Source organism: bacterium, from assembly GCA_019637795.1.
In the GTDB taxonomy this organism is placed as follows: Bacteria; Desulfobacterota; Binatia; order HRBIN30; family CADEER01; genus JAHBUY01.
This window is the reverse complement of record JAHBUY010000006.1, coordinates 145,768-161,981: the sequence shown is the minus strand read 5'-3', so window position 1 is coordinate 161,981 and position 16,214 is coordinate 145,768. Positions and strand designations below refer to the sequence as shown.

General features: G+C 73.1%; 15 protein-coding genes. 9 read left to right on the top strand and 6 right to left on the bottom strand.

Annotated elements, in window-relative coordinates; genetic code table 11:
• Positions 1-17 precede the first annotated feature (17 nt).
• Both KF840_20620 and KF840_20615 read left to right on the top strand, forming a co-directional pair.
• A complete protein-coding gene (locus KF840_20620) occupies positions 18-458 on the top strand; it encodes a hypothetical protein (GenBank protein ID MBX3027309.1) in 441 nt (146 codons plus the stop codon).
• Between the two features lie 36 nt (positions 459-494).
• The gene (locus KF840_20615) at positions 495-2,816 is read left to right on the top strand and encodes a plasma-membrane proton-efflux P-type ATPase (GenBank protein MBX3027308.1); all 2,322 of its coding nucleotides are present in this window, start codon (positions 495-497) and stop codon (positions 2,814-2,816) included.
• Positions 2,817-2,845: 29 nt separating this feature from the next.
• On the opposite strand, the gene thiE is transcribed toward KF840_20615, so the two are convergent.
• From thiE to thiS, 3 genes are all read right to left on the bottom strand, one after another.
• Complete coding sequence (gene thiE, locus KF840_20610) at positions 2,846-3,490, bottom strand: thiamine phosphate synthase (GenBank protein MBX3027307.1); 645 nt, start codon at positions 3,488-3,490, stop codon at positions 2,846-2,848.
• An 82-nt stretch (positions 3,491-3,572) separates the two neighbouring features.
• Positions 3,573-4,367, bottom strand: a complete 795-nt coding sequence (locus KF840_20605; protein ID MBX3027306.1) for a thiazole synthase — start codon at positions 4,365-4,367, stop codon at positions 3,573-3,575.
• A gap of 5 nt (positions 4,368-4,372) precedes the next feature.
• Positions 4,373-4,573: a sulfur carrier protein ThiS gene (thiS, locus tag KF840_20600; protein MBX3027305.1), complete on the bottom strand. Its 201-nt coding sequence runs from the start codon at positions 4,571-4,573 to the stop codon at positions 4,373-4,375.
• Positions 4,574-4,708: 135 nt separating this feature from the next.
• Between thiS and purH the strand changes: the two genes are divergently transcribed.
• The 7 genes from purH (at position 4,709) to KF840_20565 (ending at position 14,427) form a co-directional block, all read left to right on the top strand.
• Entirely contained in the window at positions 4,709-6,259 is a 1,551-nt protein-coding gene (purH, locus tag KF840_20595) for a bifunctional phosphoribosylaminoimidazolecarboxamide formyltransferase/IMP cyclohydrolase (protein ID MBX3027304.1), read from the top strand.
• Between the two features lie 76 nt (positions 6,260-6,335).
• Positions 6,336-7,613, top strand: a complete 1,278-nt coding sequence (purD, locus tag KF840_20590; protein MBX3027303.1) for a phosphoribosylamine--glycine ligase — start codon at positions 6,336-6,338, stop codon at positions 7,611-7,613.
• Positions 7,610-8,110, top strand: a complete 501-nt coding sequence (gene purE, locus KF840_20585) for a 5-(carboxyamino)imidazole ribonucleotide mutase (protein ID MBX3027302.1) — start codon at positions 7,610-7,612, stop codon at positions 8,108-8,110. The genes purD and purE overlap by 4 nt, the downstream gene beginning before the upstream one ends.
• A gap of 91 nt (positions 8,111-8,201) precedes the next feature.
• A complete protein-coding gene (locus KF840_20580) occupies positions 8,202-9,470 on the top strand; it encodes a DUF1015 domain-containing protein (GenBank protein ID MBX3027301.1) in 1,269 nt (422 codons plus the stop codon).
• On the top strand, positions 9,463-11,049 hold the full coding sequence (locus KF840_20575) for an FAD-dependent thymidylate synthase (GenBank protein ID MBX3027300.1): 1,587 nt from the start codon (positions 9,463-9,465) through the stop codon (positions 11,047-11,049). Before KF840_20580 ends, KF840_20575 begins: the two co-directional genes overlap by 8 nt.
• 28 nt (positions 11,050-11,077) lie before the next feature.
• A complete protein-coding gene (locus KF840_20570) occupies positions 11,078-13,057 on the top strand; it encodes an ABC transporter ATP-binding protein (GenBank protein ID MBX3027299.1) in 1,980 nt (659 codons plus the stop codon).
• Positions 13,054-14,427 carry a metallophosphoesterase gene (locus KF840_20565; protein MBX3027298.1) on the top strand — a complete coding sequence of 458 codons (1,374 nt, stop codon included), beginning with the start codon at positions 13,054-13,056 and terminating at the stop codon, positions 14,425-14,427. The genes KF840_20570 and KF840_20565 overlap by 4 nt, the downstream gene beginning before the upstream one ends.
• A gap of 126 nt (positions 14,428-14,553) precedes the next feature.
• On the opposite strand, the gene KF840_20560 is transcribed toward KF840_20565, so the two are convergent.
• The 3 genes from KF840_20560 to KF840_20550 all read right to left on the bottom strand — a co-directional run bounded on the left by KF840_20560 (position 14,554) and on the right by KF840_20550 (position 16,210).
• Entirely contained in the window at positions 14,554-14,940 is a 387-nt protein-coding gene (locus KF840_20560; protein MBX3027297.1) for a type II toxin-antitoxin system VapC family toxin, read from the bottom strand.
• Positions 14,937-15,185: a type II toxin-antitoxin system prevent-host-death family antitoxin gene (locus KF840_20555; GenBank protein ID MBX3027296.1), complete on the bottom strand. Its 249-nt coding sequence runs from the start codon at positions 15,183-15,185 to the stop codon at positions 14,937-14,939. The genes KF840_20560 and KF840_20555 overlap by 4 nt, the downstream gene beginning before the upstream one ends.
• 128 nt (positions 15,186-15,313) lie before the next feature.
• Positions 15,314-16,210, bottom strand: coding sequence for a GGDEF domain-containing protein (locus KF840_20550; protein ID MBX3027295.1), 897 nt, complete (start codon positions 16,208-16,210; stop codon positions 15,314-15,316).
• Between the last annotated feature and the right edge of the window lie 4 nt (positions 16,211-16,214).

Genomic DNA, 16,214 nt, shown 5'->3' with positions numbered 1-16,214 from the left:
GTCGAAGCGGAGGGGTCATGCGACTCGCTGGCGCAATCGTGGTGACGACGTTGTGGTGGATGTCCGCCGCCGCTGCCCAGGGTCCGCCGGCGGCCTGCGACGCGGACCTGCAGCGCTTCTGCGCCAGCGCCCGGCCGGGCGGCGGGAGGATGATGCAGTGCCTGCGCCAGCACGGCTCCGAGCTGTCCCCGGCCTGCCAGGACGCGATCAGCAGCATGGGGCGCGGCGGCGGGCCGGCCGCTGGCGGCCGGTCGATGGGTGGCGCGCTGCGGCGCGACTGTGAGGCCGACATCGCCAGGCTCTGCAAGGACGTGGCGGCGGGGCAGGGCCGCATCGGCCAGTGCCTGCTGGGGCACGCGGATCAGCTTTCGCCCGCGTGCGCGGCGGCGCTCGCCAGCCGGCCGCACCGGCGGCTCACTCCCGGTGCGGCGCCGCCGCCCCCGACCGCCGAGCCGTGAACGCCGGCGGCCGGCGCGGCGTCGCGGAGCCGTGACGTGGTAGCGGAGCCGCGCGGGCTCACCAGCGACGAGGCGGCTCGTCGGCTCGCCGCGGTGGGGCCGAACGCGGTCCCCGAGCAGCGGCGCCATCTACTGCTCTCACTGGCGGCGAAGCTCTGGGGGCCCGTGCCCTGGATGCTCGAAGCGACCGTCGCGCTCGAGCTCGCCCTCGGCAGGCGCCTGGAAGCGGCGATCGTCGCCGTCCTCCTGGTGTTCAACGCCGTGATGAGCGGCATTCAGGAACGCCGCGCCCGCAGCGCGGTGGCGCTGCTGCGGCAGCGTCTGGTCGTGCAGGTGCGGGCGCTGCGCGACGGTCAGTGGTCGTTGGTGCCGGCCGAGACGATCGTGCCAGGCGACGTCGTCCACCTGCGGATGGGCGACATCGTTCCCGCCGACGTCGGGTTGGTCGACGGGCAGGTGTTGGTCGACCAGTCGGCGCTGACCGGCGAGTCGCTGCCGGTCGATCTGCGGGGCGGCGCGACCGCCTATGCCGGCGCGCAGGTCAAACGCGGCGAGGCGAGCGGCGAGGTGACCGCCACCGGCCAGCGCACGTTCTTCGGCCGCACCGCGGAGCTGGTGCAGTCGGCCAGAACGGCCAGTCATCTCCAGAGCCTCATCGTCAGCATCGTGACGTATCTCGTCGCCATGGACGTGGTGCTCATCGCCGCCCTGCTCGGGTATGCGGTCTTCGCCGGACTGCCGTATTCGGAGACGCTGCCGTTCGCCCTGATCCTGCTCGTCGCCTCGGTTCCGGTGGCGCTGCCCGCCACCTTCACGCTGGCGACCGCGCTCGGCGGGGTGGAGCTGGCGCGGCGCGGGGTGCTGGTGACCCGCCTCTCGGCGATCGAGGAGGCGGCGGCGATGGACGTGCTCTGCAGCGACAAGACCGGCACCATCACCGAGAACCGCCTGCGCGTCGCGGCCGTCCGGCCGCGGGCGCCGTTCAGCGAGCTGGATGTGCTCCGTTTCGCGGCCCAGGCGAGCGACGAGGCGACGCAGGACCCGATCGATCTCGCCATCCTCTCGCAGGCCCGGGAACGCGGCGTCGCCACGGCGATGGGGCGCCGGCAAGCCGTCGTTCCCTTCGACCCCGCGACCAAGATCGCCGAGACGGTCATCGAGTCGGACGGCCACGCGGTGCATACCCTCAAGGGCGCGCCGCGGGCGGTCCTGGCGCGACTCGCCGACCCGCCGGACGTGGAGGGCGACGTGCAGCGCTTGGGGGCCGAGGGCTACCGTGTGCTGGCCGTCGCGACGGGATCGCGGGACCGGCTCCAGTTGGTTGGCCTGGTGGCGCTGCACGATCCCCCCCGCGGCGATTCCCGCGCGCTGATCGCGGGGCTCGCCGACATGGGCGTGCGCGTCCTGCTCGTCACCGGTGACAGCCTGGCCACGGCGCGAACGGTCGCCGCCCAGGTGGGCATCGACGGACCCGCGTGCTCGGCGCAGGATCTGCGCCGCGGCGGCGCCGGCGCGACGGCCTACGGCGTCTTCGCCGAAGTCCTCCCGGAGGACAAGTTCAATCTGGTGCGCGCCCTGCAGGAGGCCGGCCACATCGTCGGCATGACCGGAGACGGCGTCAACGACGCGCCAGCCCTGACGCAGTCCGAGGTGGGCATCGCGGTGGCCAACGCCACGGACGTCGCCAAGGCGTCGGCCAGCCTCGTGCTCACCACCCCCGGCCTCACGGACATGCTGGCGGCGATCGAGACCAGCCGTCGCATCTATCAGCGCATGCTGACGTACACCCTGAACAAGATCATCAAGACGGTCGAGATCGCCTTCTTCCTGACTCTCGGCGTGATCGCGACCGGGACCTTCATCATCACCCCGCTGCTCGTGCTGCTGCTCCTCTTCACCAACGACTTCGTGACGATGTCGATCGCCACCGATCACGTGTCGTTCTCGCGCCGCCCGGATCGCTGGCGCATCCGCCCCCTGATGGAGAACGGGCTGATCCTCGCCAGCTTCATTCTGCTCCTCTCGCTGGCGGTGTTCTTCGTCGGCCGCGACGCGCTGCATCTCTCGCTGCCGCACCTGCACACGCTGGTCTTCCTGACGCTGGTCTTCACCGGTCAGGGCACCGTCTATCTCATCCGCGAGCGCGGTCACCTGTGGCAGTCGCGTCCGAGCCGGTGGATGGTGATCAGCTCGGTGGCCGACATCGTCATCGTCAGCCTTCTGGCGATCCGCGGCGTGCTCATGGCGCCCCTGCCGCTGGAAGTCGTCGCTGCCCTCTTGGCGACGGTCCTGGTCTATCTGGTGCTGCTCGACCTGCTCAAAGTCGCGATTCTCCGCCGCGGCAGCGGGGCGCGCTGATCAGGCGCCTGCCGTCGGCGGCGCGCGCGTCAGCGAGCCGGCCGTGGATCGGCAGCCGCGCGCAATGCCGCGGCGGCGGCCGCCGGATCGTCGGCGGCAAGCAGTGCGCGGATGACGGCGATGCCGTCGGCGCCGGCGGCGCGGACCGCGGCCGCGTTGGTGGCGTCGACCCCGCCGATGGCGAGCAGGGGCAGGGCGGGCGCGGCGCCGCGGGCGGCGGCGAGCGCGGCGAGCCCGAGCGGCGGCCCGAAGGCCGCCTTCGACGGCGTGGCGAAGATCGGGCCGAACACCGCGAAGTCGGCGCCGGCGGCGGCCGCCGCGGCGATCTCGTCGGGATGATGGGTCGAGACGCCGATCAGCCGCCGCGGCCCGAGCAGCGCCCGCGCCTCGGCGACGGCGAACGAGTGCCCGGGCAGGTGGACGCCGTCGGCGTCGCAGGCGAGCGCGACGTCGACGCGATCGTTGATCAGCAGCGCCGCGCCGGCGGCGCGGGTCGCGCCGCGCAGCGCGGTGGCGAGCGCCAGCAGCGGCCGCGTCGCGAGGTCGCGCTCGCGCACCTGCACCGCCCCGACGCAGCCGCGCAGCGCCGCCGTCACCACGTCGAGCAGCGGGCGGCCACGGGTCTGCATCCGATCGGTGACCAGATACAGGCCCCAGCGGCGCGGATCGCTCATCGCGGGAGCGCGCGGAACGTCGAGGTGCACGACGCCGCCCGACGGGGCGGCGTCGCCGCGCCGCCGCCGCCTCGCGCCGCGCTCATGGGCGTTCTTCGTGGATCAGTCCGTCCACTGGGCTCGACGCCGTCGCGTACAGCTTGCGCGGGATGCGCCCGGCGAGGAAGGCCTTGCGCCCGGCCTCGACGCCGAGGCGCATCGCCTCCGCCATCAGGATCGGGTCCTGCGCGCCGGCGATGGCGGTGTTGAGGAGCACGGCATGGCAGCCGAGCTCCATCGCCAGGGCGACGTCCGACGCCGTGCCGACGCCGGCGTCGACGATCACCGGCACCCGGCTCTGCTCGAGGATGATGCGCAGGTTGTACGGATTGCGGATGCCGAGCCCGGAGCCGATCGGCGCCGCCAGCGGCATCACCGCGGCGCAGCCGATCTCCTCGAGGCGTCTGCAGGCGACCGGATCGTCGGTGATGTAGGGCAGCACCGTGAAGCCCTCCTGCACCAGCACGCGCGCCGCCTCGATGGTCGCCGGCACGTCGGGGAAGAGGGTGCGCTCGTCGCCGATCACCTCGACCTTCACGAGCGAGCCGACCCCCGCCTCGCGCGCCAGGCGGGCGGTGCGGATGGCGTCGGCGGCGGTGTAGCAGCCGGCGGTGTTGGGCAGGATGGTGATGCGCGAGAGGTCGAGCGCGTCGAGCAGGTTCTCCTGCGTGGGATCGGTGATGTTCACGCGCCGCACGGCGACGGTGACGATCTCGGCGCCGGCGGCGTCGATCGCGGCGCGCGTCTGGGCGAAGTCCCGATACTTCCCGGTGCCGACGATGAGGCGCGAGCGGTACGTCTTGCCGCCCAGCTCGAACAGGTCCGCTGCCGCCGTCATGGGGCTCACCCTCCACCGATGAATTGCACGATCTCGACCACGTCGCCGTCGCGCAGCCGGCGCTGCGCCAGCTCGGCGCGCGGCACGACGTCGAGGTTGATCTCGACCGCGATGCGGCGCGCGCCGAGGCCCAGCTCGCGCACCAACTGCTCGACGGTGGCGCCGTCGGCCAGCTCGCGCGCGTCGCCGTTCACCGTGACGCGCATGGGCGATGAGTAGTCGCCGGACGGTTTCTTTACAACATGGGGGGCCTTTGGTAGGCGTCCGACCACAACATCTTCGATCGAAGCACCACCACACCACCAGCGTTTCGCAGCACCCGTGGGGATGAGGAGGCGAGCATGGGCAGGATCGAACGGGCCCTGGTGAGCGTCAGCGACAAGACCGGCCTGCTCGATTTCGCCAAGGGCCTGCACGCGCTCGGGGTCGAGATTCTCTCCACCGGCGGCACCGCCAAGGCGCTGGCCGACGCCGGCATCCCGGTGGTGCAGGTGAGCGCCTTCACCGGCTCGCCCGAGATCCTCGACGGGCGGGTGAAGACGCTGCACCCCAAGATCCACGGCGGCCTGCTCGCGCGCCGCGACGACCCGTCGCACCGCCAGCAGATGGCCGAGAACGGCATCCGCCCGATCGACCTCGTGGTGGTGAATCTCTATCCGTTCGAAGCGACGGTCGCGAAGCCCGGCTGCACGCTCGAGGAGGCGATCGAGAACATCGACATCGGCGGCCCGTCGATGATCCGCTCGGCGGCGAAGAACCACCACGACGTCGGGGTCGTCACCGATCCCGCCGACTACGGGCCGGTGCTCGAGGAGTTGCGCGCCGCCGGCGGCGCGCTCTCGGACGCGACGCGCGCCCGCCTGGCGCGGCGCGCCTTCCAGACCACGGCGCGCTACGACGGCGCCATCGCCGACTGGCTCGGCGCCCGCGACGCGACCCCGGAGGCGCCGTTCGGCGAGACCATCCACCTCGCGCTGCGCAAGGCGCAGGACCTGCGCTACGGCGAGAACCCGCACCAGAAGGCGGCGCTGTACGGCGACTTCTTCGCCGTCGTCCAGCAGCTCCACGGCAAGGAGCTGTCGTACAACAACATCATGGACACCAACGCGGCGCTGTGGCTGATGCGCGAGTTCCTCGACGCGCCGCCGACCGTCGCCATCCTCAAGCACAACACGCCGTGCGGCGTCGCCAGCGGCGCCACCGTTGCGGCGGCGTACCAGGCGGCGTACGCCACCGATCCCGAGTCGCCCTTCGGCGGCATCCTGATCGCCAACCAGGAGTGGACGCTCGAGCTCAGCGCGATCGTCGACGAGATCTTCACCGAGGTGCTGATCGCGCCGTCGTTCGCGCCCGACGCGCTCGAATTCCTCAGGAAGAAGAAGAACCGGCGCCTGATGACCTGGAATCCGCGGGCGATGGACGCGTCGGTGCGCGAGACGCGCAGCGTCGTCGGCGGCCTGCTGGTGCAGGACACCGACCGCGCGATGGAGGACGTGGCGACGGCGGCGGTGAAGACCCGCCGCGCCCCGACCGCCGACGAGCTGGCGGGGCTGCGCTTCGGCCTCAAGGTGGTGAAGCACGTGAAGTCGAACGCCATCGCCTTCGTGCAGAAGGACCGGACGTTGGCGTTGGGGGGTGGCGCGACCTCGCGCGTCGACCCGGTGCACGCGGCGCGCGCCAAGGCCGGGCGGGTCGGCATCTCGCTGCAGGGCTCGGTGCTCGCCAGCGACGCGTTCTTCCCGTTCCCCGACGGCATCGAGGAGGCCGCGGCGGCCGGCGCGACGGCGATCGTGCAGCCGGGCGGCAGCGTCCGCGACGACGAGGTCATCGCCGCCGCCGACCGGCTCGGCGTGGCGATGGTCTTCACCGGCGTGCGGCACTTCAGGCATTGAACGGGATGTCGCGCGGCGCAGCGAGGCAGCGGAGGGAGCCGGCGCCGCTGTCCGTTTCTCCGTGTGCAGGGATGGTATGAAGATTCTGGTTCTCGGCGGCGGCGGGCGCGAGCACGCGCTGGTGTGGAAGCTGCGGCAGTCGCCGTTGGTGGACCGCATCTGGTGCGCGCCGGGCAATGCCGGCATCGACGAGCTGGCCGAGCCGGTGGCGATCGATGTCACCGATCTGCCGGGCATCGTCGCCTTCGCGCGCGAGCACCAGGTCGACCTCGTCGTCCCCGGGCCCGAGCTGCCGCTGACCCTGGGCGTCATCGACGCGCTGCGCGACGCCGGCGTGCGCGGGTTCGGGCCGACGCGGGCGGCGGCGCAGCTCGAGGGCAGCAAGACGTTCGCCAAGGAGCTGATGCGGCGCGCCAAGGTGCCGACCGGCTTCTTCTCCAGCTTCACCGATCCCGACGAGGCGGTGCGCTACGTGCACGAGGTCGGGGCGCCGATCGTCGTCAAGGCGGACGGCCTGGCGGCGGGCAAGGGCGTGCTGCTCTGCGAGACGGCCGCCGAGGCCGAGAAGGCGATCGACGAGATCATGCGCTGGCGCACCTTCGGCGCGGCTGGCGACCGCCTGGTCATCGAGGAGCTCCTGGCGGGCGAGGAGGTGTCCTTCATGGCCCTCACCGACGGCGCCACGGTGCTGCCGCTGGCGTCGTCGCAGGACCACAAGCGCGCCTTCGACGGCGACGCCGGCCCGAACACCGGCGGCATGGGCGCCTACTCGCCGGCGCCGGTGCTGACGCCGGCGCTGCACGACCGCATCATGCGCGAGATCATGGAACCGGTGGTGCGGGCGCTCGCCGAGCGCAAGATCGTGTATACCGGCGTGCTCTACGCCGGCCTGATGATCACCGCCGAGGGGCCCAAGGTGCTGGAGTTCAACTGCCGCTTCGGCGACCCCGAGTGCCAGGCGCTGCTCATGCGCTTCGCCGGCGACCTGGCGGCGGTGATGGACGCCGTCGCGCGCGGGGCGCTCGCCGGCACGACGCTGGACTGGGATCCGCGGCCGGCGGTCTGCGTCGTGCTCGCCGCCGGCGGCTATCCGGGCAACTACGAACGCGGCAAGCCGATCCGCGGGCTCGAGGCGCTGCGCGACTGGCGCGACGGCATGGTGTTCCACGCCGGCACGGCGCGGCGCGATGGCGAGGTGGTGACCAACGGCGGCCGCGTCCTCGGCGTCACGGCGCTGGGGCGCGACGTCACCGCGGCGGCGGCGGCGGCCTATCGCGCCGTCGATCAGATCACGTGGGACGGAATGCATTGCCGGCGCGACATCGGCCATCGCGCCATGGAGCGGGAACGATGACGACAGCAGCGGCACGCGTGGCGGTGTTGATGGGCAGCGACAGCGACTGGGAGGTGATGAAGGGCGCCGTCGACCGCCTGCGGGCGTTCGGCATCGGCTGCGAGGTGCACGTCATGTCGGCGCACCGGACGCCGGCCCGGGTGACCGAATACGTCAGCGACGCGCCGCGGCGCGGCATCGCGGTGTTCATCGCCGGCGCCGGGGCCGCCGCGCACCTCGCCGGCGTCGTCGCCGCGCACACGACGCGGCCGGTGATCGGCGTGCCGCTCGACGCCACCAGCCTGCGCGGCCTCGATGCGCTGCTCTCGACGGTGCAGATGCCGAGCGGCATGCCGGTGGCCACCGTCGCCGTCGGCGGCGCCGAGAACGCCGGCATCCTGGCGGCCCAGATCCTCGCCGTCGGCGACGCCGAGCTGGCGGCCAAGCTGGATCGGTTCAAGCAGGACATGGCGGCGAAAGTGGCGGAGAAGGACGCCAAGCTGCAGGCCAAACTCTGAAGACATTCCACCGCCGAGGCGCGGAGCCGCTCGCCATGGAACGGGAAGCGCTCTGCGGCTCGGCGTCTCGGCGGTGAACGAAGGTGTTCCAATGATCGAATTCCGACCGTTTCGCGCCCTGCACTACGATGCCAACGTCGCCGGGCCGCTGGCCGACGTGATCGCGCCGCCCTACGACGTGATCGACGCCGCCGAGCTCGAGCGACTGTACGCCCGTAGCCCGCTCAACGTGGTGCGGCTGATCCTCAACACCGCGCCCGATCGCTATGCCGCATCGGCGGCGGCGCTCGAGGACTGGCGCGCCCGCGGCGTGCTGGTGCAGGACCGCGAGCCGGCGCTCTACTGGTACGTGCAGGACTTCGCGCTCGCCGACGGCAGCCGGCACCAGCGCAGCGGCCTGCTCGCCGCGGTGCGGCTGCAACCGTTCAGCAACGGCAACATCCTGCCGCACGAGCGCACCTTCGCCAGCGCCAAGGCGGACCGCCTGAAGCTGATGCAGGCCTGCCGGGCCAACCTGAGCCCGATCTTCGGCGTCTATCCGAATCGCGCCGCCGCCGCCGCGCCGGCCCGGGCGCTGGCGTCGTCGACCGCGCCCTGGATCGACGTCGAGGAGGGCGGCCAGCGGCATCGCGTCTGGCGCGTGCGCGACGCCGCCGCCATCGACCAGATCATCGCGGCGCTGCGCGACAGCAAGCTGTTCATCGCCGACGGCCACCATCGCTACGAAACCGCGCTCACCTATCGCGACCAGCGCCACGCCGCCGGCGACACCGCCCCGGACGCGCCGCACAACTTCATGCTGATGTACCTCTGCTCGATGGACGATCCGGGCCTGGTGGTGCTGCCGACCCACCGCCTGTGGCGCGGCGCCTTCGGCGAGGCGGCGCTGGAGCGGGCGGCGGCGCACTTCACCTTCGAGGCGGCCGACGCCGCGACCGTGCTCGCCCGCCTGGCGGCGGCGCGCGAGCCGGGGTGCATCGGCGTGCGCACGCCGACCAGGACGGGCGTGCTGCGCCTCAGGGATCTCGCCGCCGTCGACCGCGCGCTGCCCGCCATCCAGCCGATCATCCGCCACCTCGACGTGACGGTGCTCGACGGCTTCCTGCTCGGGCACGTGCTGGGGATCGACTGCGGGCGCGCCGGCCAGGACGGCGAGCTGCTCTACACGCACGACGACCGTCAGGCGCTGCAGGCGGTGGAGCGCGACGGCGTCAGCGCCGCCTTCCTGCTGCGCCGGCCGCGGATGAGCGAGGTGGCGGACGCCTGCCTGGCCGGCCAGGTGATGCCGCAGAAGTCGACGTACTTCTTTCCCAAGCTGCAGACCGGCCTGGTCTTCCACCTGCTCGACCCCGATGCCTGAGGAGACGGCCGTCGAGTGTTTCAGCGCCGACGAGCGACGGGCGCTGGAGCCGTACTTCACCACCCTCGACGGCCCGGTGTTCGCGCTGCGCAATCTGCCCGAGGTGGTGAAGGCGGCCCTGTTCGCCCGCTACTCGCGTTCGCCGAAGTCGCTGCGCCGCCTCTTCCTCGACGAGTTCCTCGACCGCGCCGGCGGCGGCCTCGGCGAGTCGGCGGTCGGCGTGCGACGCTCCGAGCAGCTCTTCCAGCGCGTGCTCGCCGAGTACGGCGACGACTCGGTGGCGCAGCTCGGCGGCGCCCATCTCGCCGTCGAGGGCGCCTCGAATCTGCTCACCAAGGCGCTCGAATGGGGCCGCCTGATGGCCTACCTCGAGCAGTCGACGCGCTACATCCCCTACACCCAGCGCGCCGACGGCCGCTGGCGCTACGTCGTGCCGGACGAGCTCGCCGGCTCGCCGCTGCGCGACCGCTACGTGGCGCTGCTCGACCGCTGCTTCGAGACCTATGCCGGCGCGCTGCCGGCGGCGATCGCGCTCTGCGAGCAGCGCCTGCCGCGGCCCGAGGGCGTCGGCGCCGCGGCGCACGCCGCCACCGTGCGCGCCCAGGCGCTCGACGCGCTGCGCGGCCTGCTGCCGGCGGCCACCCGCTCCAACGTCGGCATCTTCGGCAGCGGCCAGGGGTACGAGTCGCTGCTGCTCCACCTGCGCGCCCATCCGCTCGCCGAGGCGCGGGCCTGCGCCGAGGCGATCCGGCGCGAGCTCGAGCAGGTGATCCCGGCGTTCCTCAGCCGCGTCGACCGTCCGGATCGCGGCGGGGCGTGGACGGCCTACCTGCGTGACACCCGCGAGGCCACCGCGGCGCTCGCCAGCGAGCTGCTGGGCGAGACGGCGGCGGCGCCGGCGGAGATGGTGACGCTGACCGATTTCGATCCCGACGGCGAGGTGAAGGTGGTGGCGGCGGCGCTCTATGCCGCGACGTCGCTGCCCGATGCGCAGCTCCTGGCGGCGGCGCGCAGCCTGAGCGAGGCGCAGCGCGCCGCGCTGCTGCGCGCCTACGTCGGCGAGCGCCGGAACCGGCGCCACAAACCGGGGCGGGCCTTCGAGCGCGCCGTCTACCGCTTCGACGTCGTCGCCGACTACGGCGCCTTCCGCGACCTGCAGCGCCATCGCCTGTGCACGCTCGAGTGGCAGCGCCTGACGCCGGCGCTCGGCTACGTGCTGCCGGAGATCGTCGAGGCGATCGGCGCCGCCCCGGCGTGGCGGGCGCTGATGGCGGAGGCGGCGGAGCTGCACGCGGCGATCGCCGCCGCCGGGCTGCCCGATGTCGCCGCCTATGTCCTGCCGATGGCGCACCGGGTCCGCTTCTATCTCGAGTGCAACGCCCGCGAGGCGATGCACCTGATCGAGCTGCGCTCGACGCCGCAAGGGCATCCCGCCTATCGCGTCGTCGCCCAGGCGATGCACCGCCTGATCGCCGAGCGCGCCGGGCACCGCGCCATCGCGGCGGCGATGCGCTTCGTCGACCACTCTCCGGCCAGCAGCGGCCGCCTCGAGGCCGAACGGCGGAGCCGGGGGAGCTAGCCGCCGGGCACGACCCGTGGCCGAGGAGATGCCAGACGGCGGGGCGGCGCGGCGATGGTTCGCCACCGGGCGCGCGATCGGGCGGTTGGCCCGACCGTACCGGGGGCGCCTGGCGCTGGTCGGGCTGTTCGCGGCGCTCAGCACCGCCGCCGAGCTGGTGGAGCCGCTGATCTATCGCGTCGCGGTGAACGACGTCGCCGGCGTGTTCGTGCACCGGGCGGAGAAGGAGGACGGCGTCGAGGACATCGCCGCCGGCGCGGCGCCGCTGCCGGTCGCCGCGCACGGGCACGCGAAGCGCGTGGCGCATCGCCCCGGCTACGTCGCGCCGCGTACCGCCGAGGAGATGTTCCAGACCCTGCTCTGGGCGGTGATCCTGCTCTTCCTCACCGCCCTGGCGGCGCAACTGTTCGAGGTGCTGGCCGACAACGTCGCCGAGACGGCGGCCAACCGCATCGAGGAGGACTTCATCCGCTCGACGTTTCGCCACGTCCTGCGCCTGCGCCTGAGCTTTTTCGGCAGTCGCGCCAGCGGCGCGGTGGCGCAGCAGATCGATCAGTCCGACCAGGTGGCGCCGCTGGTGACGTCGTTCGCGAAGGAGATCCTGCCCGAGGCGTTCCGCACCATCGGCACCTTCGCGATCATGTTCACCCAGAGCCCGTCGCTCACCCTGGTGGCGCTGGCGACGCTGCCGGCGTACGTCGTCGTCGCGCTGCGCTCCGCCAGGCGATTGGAGAGCAACCTGCCGGCGTACTACCGCCTCTGGGAGGAGGTCGCGGCGCGGATCCGCGACGCCGTGAGCGCCATCAAGACCGTCAAGCTGAGCGGCGCCGAGGAGCGCGAGGTCGACCGACTCTCGGGCGTGGCGCGCGACGCCTACGAGACCTACCTGGAGCGCAACCGGCTGGCGAACCGCTACCTCTTCGTCCAGGTGGTCCTGCAGCGCCTCGGGCAGGCGATGGTCCTGGCGTACGGCGGCTGGCGGGTGTTCGAACGGCAACTGACGCCGGGCGACGTGGTGATGTTCGTCACCTATCTCGATCGCCTGTACGACCCGATCGACTCGCTGACCTCGCTGGCCAAGACCCTGCAGGAGCACACGCTGTCGCTCGCCCGGGCGATCGGCCTGCTCGCCCGCACCGACACCGAGCCGGTCGGGGCGACGCTGGCGCCAGGCCCGGGCCGAATCGAGCTCCGCGACGTGCGCTTCGGATACACGGCCGACCGCGAGGTGCTGCGCGGCGTGAGCTTCACCGCCGCGCCCGGCGAGCTGACGGCGCTGGTCGGTCCGTCGGGCGCCGGCAAGACGACGCTGGTCGATCTCCTGCTGCGGCTCTACGAGCTGAACGGCGGCGAGATCCGGATCGACGGCGTGCCGCTGTCCAGCACCGATCCCGCGGCGCTGCGGCAGGCGATCAGCGTCGTGTCCACCGATGGCGCGGTGTTCCGCGGCACGCTGGCGGACAACATCCGCTACAAGCGGCCCGCGGCCAGCGCGGCCGCGGTGGCCGCGGCGGCCGCGGCGGCTGGTTTGCAGCGGACGCTCGACCGCCTGCCGGCGGGCCTGGACACCGAGGTGGGCGAGGGCGGCGTCGGCCTCTCGGCCGGCGAACGGCAGCGCCTGCAGATCGCCCGCGCCTTCGTCTCCGAGCCGCGGATTCTGGTGCTCGACGAGGCGACGGCGAACCTCGACTACGCGACCGAGCTGGAGATCAAGGACGGCCTGGCGCGCCTGCGCCGCGGGCGCACGACGCTGGTCATCTCGCACCGCTACTCGATGGTGAGGGACGCCGACCACGTCATCGTCCTCGACGCCGGACGCGTCGTGGAGGACGGGACGCCGGCGGTGCTGCTGGCGAGCGGCGGCTGGTTCGCGCAGCTCGCGGCCAGCGACCTGGCGACGGGCGCGGTGGGGAGGGGCGACGCGGCGGCGCCCGGGGCGGTCGACGGCGACGCCGACCAGGATTCCGACGAGGATGCCGCGGCGGCGACCGAGGAGGAGGGCGAGTGACGGCCGCTCGCGCGCACCGGCTCGCCAGCGTCGCGGCGTGGTTGGTGCTGCTTGCCGCGCCCGCGCCGCTCGCCGCCCAGAGCGGCGGTGCCGCGCTCGCCACCGTGGTCGCCGCCTGGGTGGAGTTGACGCCGGACGGGGCCGCGGTGCGCGCCGTCACCACCGCCGCCACCTGTCCGCGCGCCGCCGTGGTCGCCGCGCCGGAGCAGCGGCCGACGCCGCGCGGCGTGCCGATGCGGGTGCGCGCGTTGCCGGCGCCGCCGGCGTTTCCGAATCTGACCTGCGAATGGCAGCCGCCGGCCGCGGCGCGCTGGGCGCGCGTCGCCGGCTGGCCGGCGGCGCTGCGCCTGCCGGCGCCCAACCCGCGGCGTCTCGTCGTGCTCGGCGACAGCGGCTGCCTCGGCGGCGATGCCCAGGACTGCGTCCGCGACTGGCCGTTCGCCGACATCGCCCGCCTGGCGGCGGCGCGGCAGCCGGACCTGGTGATCCACGTCGGCGACTACAACTACCGCGGCACCAACTGCGTCGCCTACGACGCCTGCTGCACGTACAACCCGGACACCTGCGCCTTCCCCGATTGTGGCGACGCCTGGACGACCTGGCGGGACGACTTCTTCACCCCGGCCGCGCCGCTGCTCGCCGCCGCGCCGTGGGTGATGGTGCGCGGCAACCACGAGCTGTGCAGCCGCGCCGGCAAGGGCTGGTTCCGCTACCTCGATCCCCGCTCGCCGCCGGGCGCCTGCGCCGCCAACCCGGTCGAGCAGCCGACGTTCACCGCGCCGTACGCGCTCGACCTCGGCGCGGCGCTGCGCCTGCTGGTGATCGACAGCGCCAACGCCTGCGGCGAGTTTTCGATCGGCGACCAGATCGCCACCTACCGCGACCAGTTCGCGCGCCTGGCGCAGCTCGCCGCCGCCGGGCGGGCGACGCGGACCTGGTTGGTCAGCCACAAGTCGCCGTGGAGCGTGCTGCGCGACGTCGCCGGCAGCCAGGTGGTGCTGAACCACACCCTGCAACAGGCATCCGCGAATCGGCTGCCGGCGGCGGTCTCGCTGGTGCTCGCCGGCCACGAACACCTCTTTCAGTCGCTGGCCTTCGCCGACACGAGCCACCCGCCGGTGCTCGTGGTCGGCACCGGCGGCGGCGAGCTGGACGATCCCACGCAGGTGCCGACGCAGGTGGAGAACCTGCGCGTCGGCAGCGACGGACCGACCATCGCCGCCGCGACCACGGTGCACGACCATGGCTACCTGTACCTGGAGCTCGGCGACGAGGGTTGGACGGGAACCTTTCACGACCGCTTCGACCAGCCGCTCGCCCGCTGCGCTTCCTCCGGCCACCCCGCGCCCTGCGCCCCGGCGGCGCCGTGAATCGAGGCCGGCGGTCGTTCATCCGCCGTGACTGATGGGCGGCGCCGGATGACGGGGCCGCCCGCCGCGGGAGGGATGTGCGGCGCTGCGCGCGCGGCGCGCCAGCGCCCGCCGTCATGGCCCGCCCTACCAGAGGATGGGCGCCGGGTAGCGGGCGATCGTCGGGTCCGGCGTGACGATGCGGAGGCCGAGCAGGATGGCCTGCGAGACCAGCCCGCGGTCGAACGGATCCCGGTGGAGGGGCGGCAGCAGCGCGTCGTGAGTGGCCGCGGCCGCGTCGAAGTCGAGAGGCTCGAGGCCGAGCCAGGATCGCCGGCTGGCGACGTAGCGCGGCGGCGGCTCCGGCAGGGGCAGGCGGCCGAGGCGATGTTTGATCGCGATCTCCCACGCCGACAGCGCGCTGAGATAGACGTCGTTGGCCGGGTCACGGCAGGCGTCGCGCGCCGTCGCCGACAGTTGGGGGTCATCGGCGGCGAGCCACAGGAAGGTGCACGTGTCGAGGAGGAGCTTCACTTCGATCCCTCGCGTCCTTCGAACGCATCCAGCAGCGCGTCCGGAAGCGGCTCGAAGAAGCTGGAGGGCACGACCATGCCGCGATCGATGCCGACCGGCCGCGGTTTCTCCGGCGGCTTCGGCACCGGGCGAATCTCGGCGACAGGGACGTTCCGTCGGCACAATACGATCGTCTCCCCCGCCTCGACGCGCTCGATGTAAGCAGAGAGATTCGCTTTCACTTCGGCAATGTTGACCCGGATCATGATCTCATTGTTGGTCATCTTTGTGTCCACCGCAATGGGGCGCGTTCAGCGTGGTACCCCGGGGCGGAGCCCATCGCGGCAGGTGTCGCGCGGGAGTGCAGCCCCCACGGAGGGGGCGGCGACACGGGTCAGGCGGCGCAGATGCGATTGCGGCCGGCGGCCTTGGCCCGGTAGAGCGCGTCGTCGGCGGCGCGGAAGAGGGCCTCGCCGGCGTTGGCTTCGGGGGAGGACAACGCGACGGCCGGCTCGCCAGGCGTCGCGTGGCAGGCGACCCCGACGCTGATCGACAGCGTGCCGACGGGGAGCGCGTGCCCGGCGAGCCGCGGCGCGAGGGCGTGGACGGCGTCGACCAGCTCGCGCGCGATGGCCTCGGCGCGGGCGAGTGGACAATCCGGCAGCGCGACGACGAATTCGTCGCCGCCGTAGCGGCAGGCGACGGCGTCCGCCGGCAGGGTGGCGGCGAGGATCGCGCCGACGGTGCGCACCGCCTCGGCGCCGGCGAGATGGCCGTGGCGGTCGTTGATCGACTTGAGGCGATCGAGATCGAGCACCAGCAGCGACAGCGGCGCGCGGCGCTGATGGGCGCGGCGCAGCCCCTGCGCCAGCCGCGCCTCGAAGGAGCGGAGGTTGTGCAGTCCGGTGAGATCGTCGGTGCTGGCCAGGTAGCGCAGGCGCTCGGCGTCGTCGCGCAGCTTCGCCACCACCACGCCGACGGCGATGAACAGCGCCACCTGCAGGATGTCGGCTTCGCCGCGCCGCGGGTCGTAGAGGAAGCCGTTGGCGAAGTGATAGAGCGCGATCGCCGCCAGCGCGGCGGCGACGCCGCCGCGCCGTCCGAAGACGAACGCCGCCAGCGCGATCGGGAGATAGTAGAGGTGCTGGACCGGCGCGTCGCCCGTCGAGCGGTCGAGAAGGAAGATCGCCGCCAGCATGGCGATCACCGCCGCGGCGATCAGGGCGCCGGTCGTGGCGGTCGGCCGGGTGGCGAGGCCCGGGGGATGGATCGTGTTCTCGGTCAGTCGCATCGGT